The sequence below is a fragment of the Streptomyces sp. NPDC001604 genome (assembly GCF_042893475.1).
In the GTDB taxonomy this organism is placed as follows: Bacteria; Actinomycetota; Actinomycetes; order Streptomycetales; family Streptomycetaceae; genus Streptomyces.
In genome coordinates this window covers 166,013-182,259 of sequence record NZ_JBIAUY010000001.1, presented here as the reverse complement: position 1 = coordinate 182,259, position 16,247 = coordinate 166,013, and the positions used below count along the sequence as shown (strand labels likewise).

Here is a 16,247-nt window from a genome sequence, read left to right as displayed (position 1 = left end):
ACGTGGAAAACGTCTCGCGGGGGGACGGTGGTTCCGTGGAAGGGTGGGGACATGGGGGATCGGCATGTGTGTTCTGCGCGGCCCGGCAGAGAGCACGGTCGCACCGCCCCCTGACCGCGCCGCTCGCCCGAATCCCATGACCGCCCCTGACGTCAACGGAGACAATGGACCCCGTGCGCTATCGCATCCTCGGCACCACTCAGGCGCTCCGCCCCGACGGCACCCCCGCCCCGGTCGGCGGGGCGCGGCTGCGTGCACTGTTGACCGTGCTGGCGCTGCGCGCCGGGCGTACCGTGCCGGCCGGCGTCCTCGTCGACGAGGTGTGGGGCGGTGAGCCGCCCGCCGACGCGCCGGGTGCGCTGCAGGCGCTGGTCGGCCGGCTGCGGCGGGCGCTCGGCGCGGACGCCGTCGCCTCCGTGGAGGGCGGCTACCGGCTCGCCGCCCGGCCCGACGACGTCGACCTGCACCGTTTCGAGCGGCTGACCGGCGAGGGTATGCGCGCGCTCGCCGACGGCGACCCCGCCAAGGCGGCCGTCGTCCTCGACGACGCCCTCGGCCTGTGGCGCGGGCCGGCCCTGGCCGACCTCCCCGACCGCACCGCGGAGGCGGCCCGCTGGGACACCCGCCGCCTCGACGCCCTGCGCACCCGCCACACCGCCGCCCTCGCCCTGGGCCACGCCGAGCAGTCCCTCCCCGAACTGACCGCCCTGTGCGACACCCACCCCCTCGACGAGCCCCTCCAGGCCCTACGCCTGCGCGCCCTCCGCGACGCGGGCCGCACGGCGGAGGCACTGGCCGCCTTCGAGGACGTACGACGCCTCCTGGCAGACCGCTTGGGAGCAGACCCGGGGAGCGAACTGAGGGCGCTGTACGGGGAGTTGCTGCAGCCGGAGGTCCGCGGCTCACGGGCACCGGCCCGCGGCAGCGGCACCCCGTGGGGCGGTTCCGGGCGGGAGGTCGGTGAGCGGTCGGGGGAGTTGTCGGGGGCGGAGGAGGAGGATGCGTGGGCGCGCGGTCATGTGACCGGCGCTCCCTCGGGCGGCTACAGGCCGAACAGTGGCGAGCGGTCAGGCGGCCACGAGCGGCACCGTGGCCGGCGGTCGGACGGCTACGGGCGGCACAGCGCGGAGCCGGCGGCCGACTGGCCGGGCACCGTCGGTGGAGGTCCCGTCGGCGCGGCGTCCGGTGCCGGGCCCGCGGCGGACGGCCTGCCAGACCACGGGCCGGGGGCCGACGGTCGGCCGGACCACAGGCCCGCCGCACGCCCGGCGGCTTCCGCCGCTGCCGTCCACGCCCCGGCCACTCCCGTGGCCGACGGCCCACAACCCCGTGGCAACCTCCGCGCCCGCCTCACCTCCTTCGTCGGGCGGGAGGCCGACATCGAGGCGATCCGGGGCGATCTCGCGGCGGCCCGGCTGGTGACGTTGCTCGGGCCCGGCGGGGCCGGGAAGACGCGGCTGTCGCAGGAGGCCGCGGAGGCCGTGCGGTATGCGGCTCGGGACGGGGTGTGGCTGGCCGAGCTGGCGCCCGTCGACGACCCGGACGCCGTACCGGAGGCCGTGCTGACCGCCGTCGGGGCCCGCGAGACCGTGCTGTACGGCGCGGGGGCCGAGGCGATGCGGGCAGCAGGGGCCGAGCGGCACGACGACCCCGTCGAGCGGCTCGCCGAGCACTGCGGGCGGCGGCGCATGCTGATCGTCCTCGACAACTGCGAGCACGTCGTCGAGGCCGCCGCCCGGCTGGTGGAGGAGCTGCTCGAACGCTGTCCGGAACTGACGGTGCTCGCCACCAGCCGTGAACCCCTGGGCGTACCGGGGGAGTTGCTACGGCCGGTGGAGCCGCTGCCCGAGCCGGTCGCGCTGCGGCTGCTCGCCGACCGGGGCGCGGCCGCCAGGCCCGGATTCCGGGTCGACGAAGATCCCGAGGCCTGCGCCGAGATCTGCCGGCGGCTCGACGGGCTGCCCCTGGCCATCGAGCTGGCCGCCGCCCGGCTCCGTATGCTGACGCCCCGCCAGATCGCCGACCGGCTCGACGACCGCTTCCGGCTGCTGACCTCCGGCAGCCGTACCGTCCTGCCCCGCCAGCAGACCCTGCGCGCGGTCGTCGACTGGTCCTGGGATCTGCTCGACCAGGAGGAGAAGGAGGTCCTGCGGCGGCTCTCCGTCTTCGCGGGCGGCTGCGATCTCGCCGCCGCCGAGGCCGTCTGCGGTCCCGCAGCGCTGGAAACCCTCGGTTCGCTCGTCGACAAGTCCCTGGTCGTGGCCGCCCCTTCGGGCGCCGGAGGCATGCGCTACCGGCTGCTCGAAACCGTCGCCGAGTACGCCGGCGAGCGCCTGGACGAGGCCGGGCGGCGCCCGGAGACCGAGCGCGCGCACCTGACGTACTACCGCGAACTCGCCCGCACCACCGACCCGGTGCTGCGCGGCCCCGGCCAGCTCGCCGCGATCGAACTGCTGGAGCGCGAGTACGAGAACCTGCGCACCGCCCTGCGCCACGCCGTCGCCGAGCGCGACGAACAGGAGGCCATCTGCCTCGTCCTGTCGCTGTCCTGGTACTGGCAGATGCGGGACGCACGCATCGAGGCCCGCAACTGGTGCGCCGAGGTCATGGCCCTCGGACCCGACCCCTTCGCCGCCCCCGCCCAGCCCGCCGAACCGCTCTGGCAGCGCTGCACCGACGTCCCGCCCCCGCTGTCCGGCGAACTCCTCGCCGAGGCCCGGCGCGGTGTCCACCTCGCCCATCTGGCCTGCATGGACACCGAGTTGGATGCCTGGGAGTCACCGCAGGCGAAGCAGAAACTGCGCACCATAACCGAGGTCTACCGGCCCGGCCTCCCGCAGAACTGCCGTACCCCCGGCATCCTCTGGTTCTACGCCGTGATGCTGACCGGCAACGTGGAGCAGCTGCCGGGCATCCTCGACGCGAGCGTCGACACCTGCCGTGCCACCCCCGGCATGGAGTGGGAACTCGCCGCCACCCTGCAGATGCGCGCCAACCTCCTTGCCAACCGCAGCGACTGGGCGGGCGACGCCCGGCGCGACGCCGACGAGTCGCTGGAGATCTACCGGCGGATCGGCGACCTGTGGGGCACCGCCGAGGCGCTGTCCGCCCGCGGCGAGGCCCGTGAACGGATCGGCGAGTACGCGGCGGCCGCCGCCGACTACGAGGCGGCGATGGAACAGGCCGAACGCCTCGGCGCCCGCGCCCAGGTGGCCGTGCTGGGTGCCCGGCTCGGCAGCGCACTGCTGGAGGCGGGTGAGACGGAGCGCGGCGAGCGGCTGCTGCGCGAGGTGATCGGGCGGAAGGACGGCTCGGGCAACGAAGCCATGCCCGCCGCCCGGATGTTCCTCGCCGGGCGGCTCGCCATGACCGGCCGGATGCCGGAGGCACGCGAACAACTGCGGCTGCTGCGCGAGGAGTTCAGAATCGCCCACTTCATCGTCTTCGACGCGTTCATCCTCGGCTCGGAGGCCTTCGTGGAGGCGGTCGACGGCAACTACTCGCAGTCCCTGGACAAGGCCCGGCAGGCGCTGGAGCGGGCCGGGGACCCGCTGTCCGAGGCCATCGCCCCGCATATGCGGCCCCTGCACCTGGCCCTCGCCGCGATGGGCCTCGCGGGTGTCGACGGCGGCAGCCGGGCCCGGGACGCCGCCCGCTGCCTCGGGGCCGCGCGGACACTGCTGCCGGCCGGCCATGTCGCGACGGCCATGGAGCGCGAGGTGTACTCCCGGGCCGAACGGCTCGCCCGCGCGGCCCTCGGCGACCGGGCCTACGAGGCCGCCCACGCGGAGGGCTGCGGCCTCTCCGTGGAGGAGGCCGCAGCCCTGGTCTGACGCGGAACCGACCCTGAACTTCAGCTGTTCGTACGGAACTTGTGGATCGCGACCGGCGCCATCACGGCCGTGATCCCTACCGACCAGGCCAGTGTCATCCACAGTCCGTGCGCGACCGGGCCGCCCACCATCAGTCCGCGTGCCGCGTCGGCGAGCGTGGACAGCGGGTTGTACTCGGTGAAGTTCTTCAGCCAGCCCGGCATCGTCGTCGGCGGGGCGAAGATCGACGAACCGAACTGAAGAGGCATCAGCACCAGGAAGCCCATGGCCTGCACCGACTGTGCGCTCTTCATCGTCACGCCGAGGGTGAGGAACACCCACATCAGCGCCGAGCCGAACAGGGTGGCCAGGCCCACGGCCGCGAAGAGCCCCGGCCAGTGGGTGATGTGGAAGCCCACCAGCACGGCCACCACCATGAGGATCACGCATGCGACGAGCATGCGCATCAGCTCCACCATGATCTTGGCGACCAGCACCGAGCCGCGGCCGATCGGCAGGGACCGGAAGCGGTCCATGACCCCGGAGTTGAAGTCCGTGTTGAATCCGGTGCCCACGCCCTGGGCCATGTTCATCCCCATCATGGCCAGCAGCCCGGGGATGACGTACTGGACGTATCTCTCCTGTCCGCCGCCCAGCGACTGCCCGATGGAGCCGCCGAAGACGTACACGAACAGCAGTGTGAAGATCACCGGGAACAGCACGGCGTCGAACATCGACTCCGGGTCCTGCCGGATCCAGAGCAGGTTCCGGCGGATCAGGGCGCCGGTGTGGCGCAGATGGCCGCGCAGCGGGATGTGCGCATCGGCGGCCGGAGCGGTGGCGGTTGCCGCGCTCATACGGCGACCTCCTCGAGGGTGTCGTTGGGTACGGCGTCCTGCGGGGCACTGGCGCGGTGGCCGGTGAGGGACAGGAACACCTCGTCCAGGCTGGGCAGTTCGGTGGTGATGGAGCTGATCGTGATGCCCTGTGCGATGACCACGCCGGTCACGGCGGTCAACTGTTCGTCGCTGAGGATCGGCACGAGCACCGAACCGCTCTCGGTGTCGACGGTCGTCGTGGCGAGACCGGTGATGCCGAGGTCGTCGAGGGTGGCGGCGAGCGGCCGCAGCTGCTGCGGGTCGGCGGGGCGCACCCGCAGGGTCCGTCCGCCCACCTTGGCCTTCAGCTCGTCGATCCCACCGCCCGCGATGACCTTGCCGCGGTCCACGACGGTCAGCTCGCCGGCGAGCTGCTCGGCCTCCTCCATGTACTGGGTGGTGAGCAGAACGGTGACCCCCTCACCGACCATCCGCTTGACCTCGTCCCACACCTCGTTGCGGGTGCGCGGGTCGAGCCCGGTGGTCGGCTCGTCGAGGAACAGCACCTCGGGCCGCCCGATCATCGAGGCGGCGAGGTCGAGGCGCCGCCGCATACCGCCGGAGTAGGTGCCCGCGGGCCGCCTGGCGGCCTCGGTCAGCGAGAACCGCTCCAGCAGCTCGTCGGCACGCGCGCGTGCCTCCTTGCGGGGCAGGTCGAGCAGCCGCCCGATCATGTAGAGGTTCTCCCAGCCGGGGAGCTTCTCGTCGACCGAGGCGTACTGCCCGGTCAGGCCTATCACCCGGCGCAGCTGCCGGGGCTGGTGCAGCACGTCGTATCCGGCGACGGTCGCCTGCCCGGAGGTGGGGGCGAGCAGCGTGGACAGGATCCGCACCAGGGTGGTCTTGCCGGCGCCGTTGGGCCCGAGCACACCCATCACGGTGCCCTCGCGCACATCCAGGTCCACCCCGTCCAGCGCCTTGGTCTCGCCGTAGTGCTTGACCAGCCCCCGCACGGTGACGGCGCTACCGCCGTCGCTGGGGTTCTTGTCGATTCGCGTCATGCCGATGACGGTGTCAGGGCCGACCGACAAACGACCGACAGGTCACCGACACGGCTTTGCCGACACCTACAGACCGCCGACACTCCGTCCCGGGGCTGGATTTTTCAGCCCGTCCGGCGTTTGAGGACGAGGCCGTTCAGGCCGAAAGCGGGGGGCTGGGGGCGGCAGCCCCCAGGGTCGGGACGGGAAGGGGCGGCGGGGGCGAGGAAACAAAACGGCAGCCCGTCGACGGGGGAAGATCGACGGGCTGCCTCTGTGCCGCTGTGGCTCTAGTGGACGGAGTTCTCCTCCGACGGGAACACCCCGCCGACGACATCCTCCGCGAACTCCTTCACCGCGTTCCCCATGACCTCACGCAGGTTCGCGTACTTCTTGACGAACTTCGGCACCCGACCGGAGGTCAGCCCCAGCATGTCCGTCCACACCAGCACCTGCGCATCCGTCTCGGGCCCGGCCCCGATCCCGACGGTAGGGATGTGCAGCACCCGCGTCACCTCGGCCGCCAGCTCCGCCGGCACCAACTCCAGCACGACCGCGAACGCACCCGCGTCCTGCACGGCCTTCGCATCCCGCAGCAACTGCTGCGCCGCCTCCTCGCCGCGCCCCTGCACCCGGTAACCCATCGCGTTCACGGACTGCGGGGTCAGCCCGATGTGGGCCATGACGGGGATACCGGACTCGACGAGGAGCCGGATCTGCTCGTGCGAGCGCTCCCCGCCCTCCAGCTTCACGGCACCCACCCCGGCGTCCTTGACCAGCCGGGTCGCCGAGCGCAGCGCCTGCACCGGACCCTCCTGGTAGGAGCCGAAGGGGAGGTCGCCGACGATCAGGGCGCGCTGCGTGCCGCGTACGACGGCGGCGGACAGCATGGTCATCTCGTCCATGGTGACGGGCACGGTCGTCTCGTACCCGAGGTGGCAGTTGCCCGCCGAGTCGCCGACGAGGATCACCGGGATGCCGGCTTCGTCGAAGACGGACGCGGTCATCGCGTCGTAGGCGGTGAGCATGGGCCACTTCTCGCCGCGTTCCTTGGCGAGGGCGATGTCGCGAACGGTGATACGGCGTGTGCCCTTGCCCCCGTACAGCGCCTTGCTGCCGTCGGAGGACCTGTTCTGGACAGTCTGGGCAGCCGAAAGCTGCGTCATTGCAACGGCTCCTTCAGTCATCTCGAGGCGCCCTGACGGCGTCCCCGGATCACCCCCATGGTGGCACTTCGTGCCAGCCAGGGCCAGAGGGAACTCCGTCACGTGGGCACGGATGCCGTAGGCGTCGGCGGGCGTAAGGTCCAGGTAAAACATTTACGATACGGCACCGTCTCGTATCGGAATTCGCCTAGTCTGGAGAGCATGACGACTCCACCCGTTCCCGCACCCCGGATACCCGAGGCGGTGCACCGGCGCCGCTGGGCCATCCTCGGCGTCCTGATGCTCAGCCTGCTGATCGTGGTCCTCGACAACTCGATCCTGAACGTCGCCATCAAGACGATCTCCACCCCGGCCCCGACCGGGCTGGGCGCCACCCAGAGCGAGCTGGAGTGGGCGATCAACGCCTACACGCTCGTCTTCGCGGGTCTGCTGTTCACCGCCGGGCTCATCGGCGACCGGGTGGGCCGCAAGAAGGTGCTGCTCGGCGGTCTCGTCGTGTTCGGCGTCGGCTCCGCCCTCGCCGCCGAGTCCGGCTCGCCCGGCCAGCTGATCGCCTACCGCGCCCTGATGGCGCTCGGCGCGGCCTTCGTCATGCCGGCCACCCTCGCCGTCCTCATGAACGTCTTCGAGCGCGAGGAGCAGCCCAAGGCCATCGGCATCTGGGCCGGCGGTGTCGGCCTCGCCATCGCCATCGGCCCGATCACCGGCGGTGTGCTCCTCGACCACTTCTGGTGGGGCTCGGTCTTCCTGATCAACGTGCCGATCGTGCTCCTCGCGCTCGCCCTGATGATCTGGCTCGTCCCCGACTCCCGCGACCCGCGGCCCGGCCGACTCGACCCCATCGGCGTCGTGCTGTCCGTCGTGGGCCTGGTCCTGCTCGTCTACGGCATCATCAAGGGCGGCGAGCTCGCCGACTTCAGGGACGCCCAGGTGTTGTCGACCATCGCCGCCGGTCTCGTCGTACTCACCGCGTTCGTCGTCTTCGAGAAGCGCAGCGACCACCCCTCGCTCGACGTCACGTACTTCAAGAACAAGGTGTTCTCGGCCGCCATGGCCGCCATCGCGCTGGTCTTCTTCGCGCTGATGGGCGTCACGTTCTTCGCCGTGTTCTACACCCAGAGCGTGCGCGGCTACTCGCCGCTGCAGTCCGGTCTGCTGATGCTGCCGCTGGCCGCCGCGCAGATGATCTTCGCGCCGCGGGCCCGGCTGATCGTCGACCGGTTCGGCAACAAGGTCACCACCGGGGTCGGACTGCTGCTGCTCGCCGGGATGCTCGCCGCGTTCGCGGGCTTCGAGGCGGACACCCCGATCTGGGTCCTGGAGGTCGTGTTCTTCCTCATGGGTGCCGGCATGGCCCACGTCATGACCCCGACCAGCGTCGTCATCATGCAGTCCCTGCCGCGCGAGAAGGCCGGCTCCGCGTCCGCGCTGAGCAACACCTTCCGCCAGGTCGGCGGCGCCCTCGGCATCGCGGTCCTCGGCTCGGTGCTGTCGACGGCGTACCGCAACGGCATCGAGGGCAAGCTGGGCCACCTCCCGGCCGGGCTGCGGGAGACGGCAGGCGAGTCCATCGAGGCCACCCTCGGCGTCGCGGCGAAGCTGGGCCCGCAGGGCAGGGCCCTGGTCACCCCGGCCAACGACGCCTTCCTGCACGCCATGCACGTCACCGCGCTGTGCGGCACGGTCGTCGCGATCCTCGGCGCGCTCGTGGCCTTCGTGTTCCTGCCCGGGAAGCCGCCGGCCCGTCAGGAGGGCGAGGAGGAGCAGGAGTTGGTGGCCGCGGCGGAATAGCGTCTTCCGCCGCACTGGGGGGCAGGGAGAATTGCTCCAGCACGACGAAAGGACGCAGCAGTGAGCCTCGCCGACAGCCCGGCCCCTCCCGGGGCGCCCTCCCGGGGACGCCCCCGCAGTGAGGCGGTCGAACGCGCCGTCATAGAGGGTGTGCTGAAGCTCCTGGAGGACGGCGTCACGCTCGCCGAACTCTCCATCGAGCGCATCGCCCGCACGGCGGGCGTCGGCAAGGCCACCATCTACCGCCGCTGGAGCGGCAAGGAGGAGCTCTTCGTCGACGTCGTACGCGCCGCCGAGCCCCCGGACGCCGAACTCCCCGGCACCTCCATGCGCGACGACCTGGTGGCCCTCCTGGAGCAGCTGCGGCAGCGCGGCGTCGCGACCCGCAGCTCGGCTCTCCTGCACAACGTGTTCGCGCAGATGAAGAGCAGCCCCAAGGTCTGGGCCGCCTACCACGCCTCCGTCGTCCGGCCGCGGCGCAGACTGCAGATCGAGATCCTGCGCCGCGGTCAGCAGAACGGCGAACTCCGCGAGGACGTCGACATCGACCTGCTGAACGACCTGATCATCGGCCCGATGCTGGTGCGCACCGTCATGCGTCCGGAGGTGGACGCGGAGATCGACCTCTCCGAGGGACTGTCGGAGCGGATCGTGGACACCCTTCTCGAAGGGCTACGGCCCGTCGAGGGACTACGGTCCGTCAAATCCTCAACCACCTAGACCGAATGTGCGCGTTGCGTCACAGAGGGCGCTTTCCGGGGTTGCGTTCGGAACTCGCCGCGCCGGGTTCGTCGTCCTCGTGCCCGTACGGCCGTCATGCGACGGCAGGGACGGGCTCGATCATCCCCTAGGGTTTCAGATACGGGGGGATGGACGGTTGCACGGCAGGCAGTGAGGCGACACGGTATGGCGCAGCAGGCGTATGTGACGGAGACGGACAACGGCGGCTCGGGACCCGAGCACCGGGGAGACCGGCTTCGGCGCCTGCTCAACCGCATGGTCTCCGGATGGCGGGGCGACCCGAGAATCTGGCGCCGTGGCCTGGTCGTCGCCGCGCTCGCGGTGGTCCTCGCCCTGGTGATGCTGCTGCACGCCCGCATCCCCAACCGCATCGGCAACCTGGGCAGTCTCACCGAGACCTTCCTGCCCTGGCTGGGTCTCCTGGTCCCGCTGCTGCTCCTGCTCGCGCTGGTGCGCAGGTCGGCGACCGCGCTGATCGCGGTCGTGCTGCCCGCGGCCGTTTGGCTGAATCTCTTCGGCGGGTTGCTGACGGACAAGACCGTCGGCGGCGGCGACCTGACGGTCGCCACGCACAACGTCAACGCCGACAACCCCGACCCCTCGGGAACGGCCCGTGACGTGGCCGCGTCCGGCGCGGACGTGCTGGCTCTGGAGGAGCTGAACCCGTCGGCGGTGCCGGTGTACGAGAGGGCGCTGGCGTCGACGTACAGGTACCACTCGGTGCAGGGCACCGTCGGGCTGTGGAGCAAGTACCCCATGACCGGGGTCAGGGCCGTCGACATCAAGCTGGGCTGGACGCGCGCCATGCGCGCCACCGTGACCACGCCCGAGGGGCAGGTCGCCTTCTACGTCGCCCACCTGCCGTCCGTGCGGGTGAAGCTGGAGGCCGGCTTCACGGCCCGGCAGCGCGACAAGAGCGCCAACGCGCTCGGCGAGGCCATCTCCCATGAGCCGCTGAAGCGGAAGGTGCTGCTCGGCGACCTGAACGGCACGATGAACGACCGCTCCCTCAACGGCGTCACCTCCCAGATGCGTTCCACGCAGGGCGCGGCGGGCAGCGGGTTCGGGTTCAGCTGGCCGGCCTCGTTCCCGATGGCGCGGATCGACCAGATCATGGTCCAGGGCATCGAGCCGGTGACCTCGTGGACGCTGCCCAGGACCGGAAGCGACCACCTCCCGATCGCAGCCCGTGTGAGCCTCGCCACCGGCTCGTAACCTCCCGGAATACTGGGCCCGAGAGACTTTGTTCCGTAACTGAACTTAAGCTGGTACGGAACTCAGCTCTCCCTTTGACCTTGAAAGGAACAGGCCCCTTCATGCCCCTGGCCCTGCTCGCCCTGGCCGTCGGCGCTTTCGGGATCGGCACCACCGAGTTCGTGATGATGGGCCTGCTGCCCGACGTCGCGGACGACCTGCACGTCTCCATCCCCACCGCCGGGCACCTGGTCTCGGCGTATGCGCTGGGCGTCGTCATCGGCGCCCCGCTGCTGGCCGCGGTCACCGCACGGATGTCCCGCCGCACGGTGCTGATCGGTCTGATGGCGCTGTTCGTGGCGGGCAACGCGCTCTCCGCCTTCGCCCCCGGCTACGACTCCCTGCTGGCCGCCCGCTTCCTGAGCGGTCTGCCGCACGGCGCCTTCTTCGGCGTGGGCGCGGTCGTCGCCACGAACATGGTCGCGCCGGAGCGCAAGGCCCGCTCGGTCTCGCTGATGTTCCTCGGCCTGACGGTCGCCAACGTCGCGGGCGTGCCGGTCGCCACGCTGACGGGCCAGCACCTGGGCTGGCGGGCCACGTTCCTCGGCGTCAGCGCGATCGGCCTGGCGGCGATCGCCTCGCTGGCGGCGCTGATCCCGCACGACCACACCCACGCCGCCCCGGCAACGGGCCTGCGCGGTGAACTGGCCGCCCTGCGCTCTCTGCCGGTCTGGCTGGCGCTCGGTACGACCGTGGCAGGCTTCGGCGCGCTGTTCGCCGCGTACAGCTACATCACGCCGATGCTGACGGACTCCGCCGGGTTCGCCGAGAGCAGCGTGACCGTGCTGCTGGCGCTGTTCGGTGTGGGCGCGACGGTGGGCAACCTGGCGGGCGGCCGCCTGGCGGACCACTCCCTGCGGGGGACGCTGTTCGGCGGCCTGGTCTCCCTGGCGGGCGTCCTCGTCCTCTTCCCGCTGCTGATGTCGACGCAGTGGACCGCGGCCCTGGCGGTGATGCTGCTGGGCGCGGCGGCCTTCGTCACGGGCTCGCCACTCCAACTGATGGTCATGGAGAAGGCGTCGGCGGCGCCGTCGCTGGCGTCCTCCGCCAACCAGGCGGCGTTCAACCTGGCGAACGCCGGGGGAGCGTGGATCGGGGGCGTCGCGCTGGCGGCGGGCTTCGGGGTCACCTCTCCGGCGTCGGCGGGGGCGGGGTTGGCGGTGCTCGGACTGGCTGTCGCGGGTGCCGCGTATGCGGTGGACCGGCGGCGCGTTCCTGCCGGGGGGCGGGGGCGCGTGGTGGCGGCACACGTTCCGCGGGGGGCGGGGGCGGTGCATCGCTGAGGGCGGCGGGCCTCGCACTCACCGCGCCTTCGGCGTGCCCGATGCCCGGGCCGGCGTGGTCGAGAGAAGCGGGCCCGCCGAAGCCTGAGCACGGACAACTCGGCTTCGGCGGGGCACCGATAGTCAGGTCAGCGGATGCGTGAACGGTCCCGCAACACTCTCAAGGCTTCGAGGGTGATCTCCGGGACGAACAGGGAATCGTTCTCCATGCCCTCGGGAAGAAGAGCCCTCGTGTCCTCCCGGCACAAGAACGTGCCGGGAGGAATGAGGATCGCTCCGCTGGCACGGTTCGCCAGCTCAATGATGATCTTCCACACGTCACCGGCTTGCGGACGTTCGACGCCGATGACGCAGTCGACGACATCCACCTCGGCTTCACTGCCATCGGAGGCACGGATCCAGCACTCCGAGTTGTCGCCGGTCGCTTTCTCGGACGCCGCCTCATGGGGCGACAGTATCGCCCGCACCACGTCTTTGTCCGGCCGGACCGGCTCGCCATCCACGAACTTGTACAGACTCAGGCCCTTAACTCACGTCGACGACCCTGCCCTGAACACAAACTTTATCCCCTTGAGGTGAACAGTCAGGAACGTCGTAGACCGATCAGGGCGCCCTCGACAGCCTCTCCCATCATCTCGATGACAACAGCGTCGTCCCGCATCTTCGGGGGGAGATGTGCGTACTCTTCGTCCCGGCATACGGTCCTTCCGTTACTCAGGTCGAGAATCACTGCTCCCAGCTTGATTGCCACTTCGGCAACGATGCTGAAGGCGCCTGTTCCGCTGCTGTTGTCACTGCGAGTGGGGCGGTCGAAGGAAATACAGTACTCGTCGACGGTTACGTCAGCAGAGCTTCCATCTGCAGCGCGGACCCAGAATTGAAGGTTTCCCTCTTCGTCGACTGTGAGGCCAGTTGCTCCGGAATCGTGAGGCCCCAGGATGTCTCGCACCATTTCCTTGTCGAGCGGAACAGGGTCCTCTCTTTGTTTGACGAACTTGTAGATCCACACTTGGTAGCTCACGGATTTTCCTCTATTGCCGTGAGGCGGGGCGGTATGCGATCTCTATCCCTTGATTCTTGTCGACCACAGCATGCTGAAGAGCGGTAGCCTCTTCTTGGGCGGCGACGTACCACACGACAGGAACACCCTCTGTCGCTGCGACTTGCTTCTTCATGTCGTTGATCGGCTTCGTCGCGAACGGTTTGAACTTGCCTGTGCTGTCATCGATGATTGGGCATGCATGCGGGAGACACCCCGGGGGTTTGTCACTGGGGGCCGACTCGCTGTCGATCATCATGTGCTATGTCGCTGGTCTGAAGCTGAAGTGCGCAAAGGCCGAGGGGGTCCGCACAGTCGGTGTGCGGACCCCTGTCCAGGCTCGCTCTTGGGGGAGGATTAGCCAAGCTTCTGACGGCACTCGGCGAGCATGAACTCGCCGAAGTTGTCCGAGATCTTCTCCATGAGCCCGCCCTCCAGAACCCCGGGGTTCCACGCGTAAACCGGGTACTCGCCCGCCTGGTCCGGCTGCGAGGTGTCGAGGACGACAACTTCCCAGACGTCGTCATGCATGACGACCAAGAAGTGGTGCGGCAGTCCCAGTACCTCGCGGTCCTCCAGGGTGTACGCAGGAGAGCCCAACAACTTGTCTCCCAGGACCGGAGTTTTATATACGCCAGGGAACTCGGTGGGGGGAATCTCCCATGTTCCGAACTCTTCGATCAGGCGCCGATATGAGGGAGGGAAAGCAAGACCCATCTCGGCCTCGGCTCTGGCGATCACCTCTGCTGGGCAGCCGTCGCCATGTTGCACAATGTCCTCGTGGGCACGCATCAGCCTGATCGCCTGTTCGGCTGCCTGTAGACCGCTCGTCATCCGAAATCCTTCGCTCTGTTCTGCCAGTACGCTTTCTTCCACTTCTCGAACTCGGGCCGGTCGATTCCGCTGGGGATCTTGGTGCCCGACTTCCAGTGAAGTTTGCCGTAGTTGTCGAAGTGCATGGCATCCGTCACCTCGGCGATCGGCCCGTCCTGAGTCTGAAGCATGTGGTGCAGATTCAGAGGCTTGTCCGCTCCACCACTCGCAGTCCTGCCCGGACCCATCGGGGCGAGCCCCTGCTGCATGCGCTTCAGGTTGGTCCGACCGTAGGGGTCTTGGGGAGAAACGTAGTCGGGGTTGATCAGGTCGTCCCGCTGGTAGACACGCTGACCTTCGAAGTCGGTCAGCTTCCAGAACTTGCACGGAGGGCCGACGCCCGCTGCTGCCATCCTGGTGATACCAGGGGCGCTGACGGCCTGGCAGGCGGTTGCGACGTCGTCCTCGTACGCGGACACCGTACGCCCGATGTTTGCGACGGCGCCGGGGTCCATGTCCAGAGCCCTGAGAGCCTTGTATGCATCGCCGACGCCGATCCCGGTACGCAGTGAGGCGTCAAGGGCGCGGATGCTGTTGACCACGGCTTCGGTGATCTTGCCGCCGAAGACGAAGGCTGCGATGTCCACGCCTGCCCAGCCACAACCGCCCCAGCTTCCGCCATCGACTCCCGGGGCCACCTTTTTCGCGCAGTCGATCCAGTGCCCGACGAGGATGTCCACCGGGTCGATACCCGAGTTGAACTCAGTCATCGAGAGAGTAGGTGCGGGCGTCGGCGGCGTACTGGGCCGCGTTCGCCGCGTGCTGGTAGGCCTCCTTGGCGTCGCCCTTGGCCTGGTCGGCGAGGTTCTTGGCGGTGTCGGCCTCGGCTGCGGCGTTCTTGGCGTGCGCGTCGGCGACCGCCTGCTGCTGCTCCGCGATGGACTTCGATGCCTGGCCGGTCAGGACGACCAGACCGGCGGCCGAGTCGGTGTCGACGTAGGCGGAACCGAGCTGGATGGCGTCGTTGGCCGGGTTGGCGACCTGCTTTGCTGCTTCGCCCGCGTCCACGGCCGCCTGTGCGGCGACATGCGCATACCCGGCTGCCTTGGCGGAGGCGGCGAGCGCGTTTCCGGATTCCTTGTTCGCGGCGTCGGCCTGGGTCTTGGCGTCCTTGGCGTGCTGCTCGGCCTCGTCGGCCAGCTTCACCGCGGTCTTCGCCTCGCCGGCGGCGTCCTGGGAGGCCTTGATGGCGTCGGCTGCCGCGCTGGTTGCGGTCTTCACCGCCGCGTCGGCCTTCAGCTTGTCGGCCTGGGCGGCGTCCGCGTCGGAGCGGGCGCGCTTGGCGGCTGCCTCGGCGCGGGTGGCCGCCGCGTCGGCGTCGGCCGCCGCCTGAGGGGAGGGCACCGCAGACGGCTCTCGGAGACGACTGATGGGGGCAGGCTCAGGGACGCTCCCTGGGCCTGCCCCCATCAGCGAGCCCCAGGGGCGACCAGCGCCCCTGGGGCAACTCGCTCAGGCCTTGGCGAGGATCTTCCCCTTGGGGTCAATCATGAGGTAAGTACCCTTGATCGTTTTGCCGCTGCCGTCGGCGACCCAGATCTCGGTCTGGTAGACCAGCTTGTAGGTTTTGGCCGGCACCATTGCGTCGAACGAGCCGTTGTTCGGCACCTTCTTGCCCCAGACGTGGGCGGCTTCGCCGTTGTGGTCCTTGTACGTCAGTTCCACGTGGGCGTGACAGCGGGGGTCGCTGAGAGCGGCGGAGTAGTAGGCGATGCCGGAGACGAACACATGCTCACCGTGGTGTCCCGGAAAGCCCTTTGTGTCGGCCTGGGTCCAGTTGTAGGCGCATTCGTTGTGGCTGCCACCGCCGTTCAGCCCATGGGATGTCGGGTAGTGCGGGCCTTCCGCGAAGGCCGAGGTCGCACCGCCCAGCACAATGGCTGCACCGAGGGCGGTGGTTGCGAAAGCCCTTTTCTTCCACTTCATGATTGTTCCCCCTGATCAGTTGTGAATGGTCGCGCAGGGCTTGCCGCCCCAGCGTTTTCTGGTCTTCACCTCGAGGAAATAGGCACACACCTTGGTGTTGTTCGGCCACCAGGTGTCTTTGGCGAGGTGAAAGTAGACGTCAGCAGCCGAACAGTGTTTGTCGCCGTCTTCGCGATATGCGGGATAGGTGGCGGGCTGCTGCCCGGGCGGCTCGAAACGGAGGTAGCCGTCCCGGCATGCTTTCGTGTCGGGGTTACTGGCGTAGATGGTCGTGTCGGCGACGTGCAGCTTTTTACCGTCGATCCAGAGCTGCACGTGATCATCGGTCCGGTGTGCATCCGCGTCGGCCTGGCCGGCGAATGCTATGGCTGAAAGTGCCGCTGAAGCAGTCACCGCTAGTGCCTTGCGGTAGTACTTCAATTCTCACCTTCCCCCTGGGTGAGCCCCTCCGCCGTGACATGGTCGTGTGTCGGGAGGGGCTTACAGCGAACTGAACTCCCTTTG

The 16,247-nt window shown here is 69.5% G+C and carries 15 protein-coding genes; 5 read left to right on the top strand and 10 right to left on the bottom strand.

Going from position 1 to position 16,247, the window contains the following annotated elements:
• Nucleotides 1-164: 164 nt before the first annotated feature.
• Nucleotides 165-3,833, top strand: coding sequence for a BTAD domain-containing putative transcriptional regulator (locus ACFY1E_RS00825; RefSeq protein ID WP_389069795.1), 3,669 nt, complete (start codon nucleotides 165-167; stop codon nucleotides 3,831-3,833).
• Between the two features lie 20 nt (nucleotides 3,834-3,853).
• Here ACFY1E_RS00825 and ACFY1E_RS00820 read toward each other — a convergent pair whose 3' ends face one another.
• From ACFY1E_RS00820 to panB, 3 genes are all read right to left on the bottom strand, one after another.
• Complete coding sequence (locus ACFY1E_RS00820; RefSeq protein WP_389069793.1) at nucleotides 3,854-4,669, bottom strand: ABC transporter permease; 816 nt, start codon at nucleotides 4,667-4,669, stop codon at nucleotides 3,854-3,856.
• Entirely contained in the window at nucleotides 4,666-5,691 is a 1,026-nt protein-coding gene (locus ACFY1E_RS00815) for an ATP-binding cassette domain-containing protein (RefSeq protein ID WP_389069790.1), read from the bottom strand. Before ACFY1E_RS00815 ends, ACFY1E_RS00820 begins: the two co-directional genes overlap by 4 nt.
• Before the next feature lie 269 nt (nucleotides 5,692-5,960).
• Complete coding sequence (panB, locus tag ACFY1E_RS00810) at nucleotides 5,961-6,836, bottom strand: 3-methyl-2-oxobutanoate hydroxymethyltransferase (RefSeq protein ID WP_351483262.1); 876 nt, start codon at nucleotides 6,834-6,836, stop codon at nucleotides 5,961-5,963.
• A 201-nt stretch (nucleotides 6,837-7,037) separates the two neighbouring features.
• Here panB and ACFY1E_RS00805 point away from each other — a divergent pair, with 201 nt between their 5' ends.
• The 4 genes from ACFY1E_RS00805 to ACFY1E_RS00790 all read left to right on the top strand — a co-directional run bounded on the left by ACFY1E_RS00805 (nucleotide 7,038) and on the right by ACFY1E_RS00790 (nucleotide 11,905).
• The gene (locus tag ACFY1E_RS00805) at nucleotides 7,038-8,627 is read left to right on the top strand and encodes an MFS transporter (protein WP_389069788.1); all 1,590 of its coding nucleotides are present in this window, start codon (nucleotides 7,038-7,040) and stop codon (nucleotides 8,625-8,627) included.
• A gap of 60 nt (nucleotides 8,628-8,687) precedes the next feature.
• The gene (locus tag ACFY1E_RS00800; protein WP_389069786.1) at nucleotides 8,688-9,347 is read left to right on the top strand and encodes a TetR/AcrR family transcriptional regulator; all 660 of its coding nucleotides are present in this window, start codon (nucleotides 8,688-8,690) and stop codon (nucleotides 9,345-9,347) included.
• Nucleotides 9,348-9,623: 276 nt separating this feature from the next.
• On the top strand, nucleotides 9,624-10,583 hold the full coding sequence (locus tag ACFY1E_RS00795) for an endonuclease/exonuclease/phosphatase family protein (protein WP_389071555.1): 960 nt from the start codon (nucleotides 9,624-9,626) through the stop codon (nucleotides 10,581-10,583).
• Nucleotides 10,584-10,684: 101 nt separating this feature from the next.
• Nucleotides 10,685-11,905, top strand: coding sequence for an MFS transporter (locus ACFY1E_RS00790; protein ID WP_389069784.1), 1,221 nt, complete (start codon nucleotides 10,685-10,687; stop codon nucleotides 11,903-11,905).
• A 128-nt stretch (nucleotides 11,906-12,033) separates the two neighbouring features.
• On the opposite strand, the gene ACFY1E_RS00785 is transcribed toward ACFY1E_RS00790, so the two are convergent.
• From ACFY1E_RS00785 to ACFY1E_RS00755, 7 genes are all read right to left on the bottom strand, one after another.
• Nucleotides 12,034-12,408: a hypothetical protein gene (locus ACFY1E_RS00785; protein ID WP_389069782.1), complete on the bottom strand. Its 375-nt coding sequence runs from the start codon at nucleotides 12,406-12,408 to the stop codon at nucleotides 12,034-12,036.
• A gap of 80 nt (nucleotides 12,409-12,488) precedes the next feature.
• A complete protein-coding gene (locus ACFY1E_RS00780) occupies nucleotides 12,489-12,926 on the bottom strand; it encodes a hypothetical protein (RefSeq protein WP_389069780.1) in 438 nt (145 codons plus the stop codon).
• 375 nt (nucleotides 12,927-13,301) lie between these two features.
• Nucleotides 13,302-13,778 (bottom strand): SMI1/KNR4 family protein, encoded by a 477-nt coding sequence (locus tag ACFY1E_RS00775; RefSeq protein WP_389069777.1) that lies wholly within the window; start codon nucleotides 13,776-13,778, stop codon nucleotides 13,302-13,304.
• Entirely contained in the window at nucleotides 13,775-14,527 is a 753-nt protein-coding gene (locus ACFY1E_RS00770) for an HNH/ENDO VII family nuclease (protein WP_389069775.1), read from the bottom strand. The genes ACFY1E_RS00775 and ACFY1E_RS00770 overlap by 4 nt, the downstream gene beginning before the upstream one ends.
• On the bottom strand, nucleotides 14,520-15,161 hold the full coding sequence (locus ACFY1E_RS00765) for a hypothetical protein (protein ID WP_389069773.1): 642 nt from the start codon (nucleotides 15,159-15,161) through the stop codon (nucleotides 14,520-14,522). The genes ACFY1E_RS00770 and ACFY1E_RS00765 overlap by 8 nt, the downstream gene beginning before the upstream one ends.
• A gap of 108 nt (nucleotides 15,162-15,269) precedes the next feature.
• Nucleotides 15,270-15,743: a hypothetical protein gene (locus tag ACFY1E_RS00760; protein WP_389069771.1), complete on the bottom strand. Its 474-nt coding sequence runs from the start codon at nucleotides 15,741-15,743 to the stop codon at nucleotides 15,270-15,272.
• Nucleotides 15,744-15,758: 15 nt separating this feature from the next.
• Entirely contained in the window at nucleotides 15,759-16,163 is a 405-nt protein-coding gene (locus ACFY1E_RS00755; RefSeq protein ID WP_389069768.1) for a hypothetical protein, read from the bottom strand.
• Nucleotides 16,164-16,247 lie beyond the last annotated feature (84 nt).

Bases quoted from the DNA above. Each gene is read 5' to 3' on its own strand.
- ACFY1E_RS00815 (WP_389069790.1), bottom strand. From the start codon at position 5,691: ATGACGCGAATCGACAAGAACCCCAGCGACGGCGGTAGCGCCGTCACC.
- ACFY1E_RS00790 (WP_389069784.1), top strand. From the start codon at position 10,685: ATGCCCCTGGCCCTGCTCGCCCTGGCCGTCGGCGCTTTCGGGATCGGC.
- ACFY1E_RS00805 (WP_389069788.1), top strand. From the start codon at position 7,038: ATGACGACTCCACCCGTTCCCGCACCCCGGATACCCGAGGCGGTGCAC.
- ACFY1E_RS00820 (WP_389069793.1), bottom strand. From the start codon at position 4,669: ATGAGCGCGGCAACCGCCACCGCTCCGGCCGCCGATGCGCACATCCCG.
- panB (WP_351483262.1), bottom strand. From the start codon at position 6,836: ATGACGCAGCTTTCGGCTGCCCAGACTGTCCAGAACAGGTCCTCCGAC.
- ACFY1E_RS00770 (WP_389069775.1), bottom strand. From the start codon at position 14,527: ATGACTGAGTTCAACTCGGGTATCGACCCGGTGGACATCCTCGTCGGG.
- ACFY1E_RS00795 (WP_389071555.1), top strand. From the start codon at position 9,624: ATGGTCTCCGGATGGCGGGGCGACCCGAGAATCTGGCGCCGTGGCCTG.
- ACFY1E_RS00760 (WP_389069771.1), bottom strand. From the start codon at position 15,743: ATGAAGTGGAAGAAAAGGGCTTTCGCAACCACCGCCCTCGGTGCAGCC.
- ACFY1E_RS00775 (WP_389069777.1), bottom strand. From the start codon at position 13,778: ATGACGAGCGGTCTACAGGCAGCCGAACAGGCGATCAGGCTGATGCGT.
- ACFY1E_RS00825 (WP_389069795.1), top strand. From the start codon at position 165: ATGGACCCCGTGCGCTATCGCATCCTCGGCACCACTCAGGCGCTCCGC.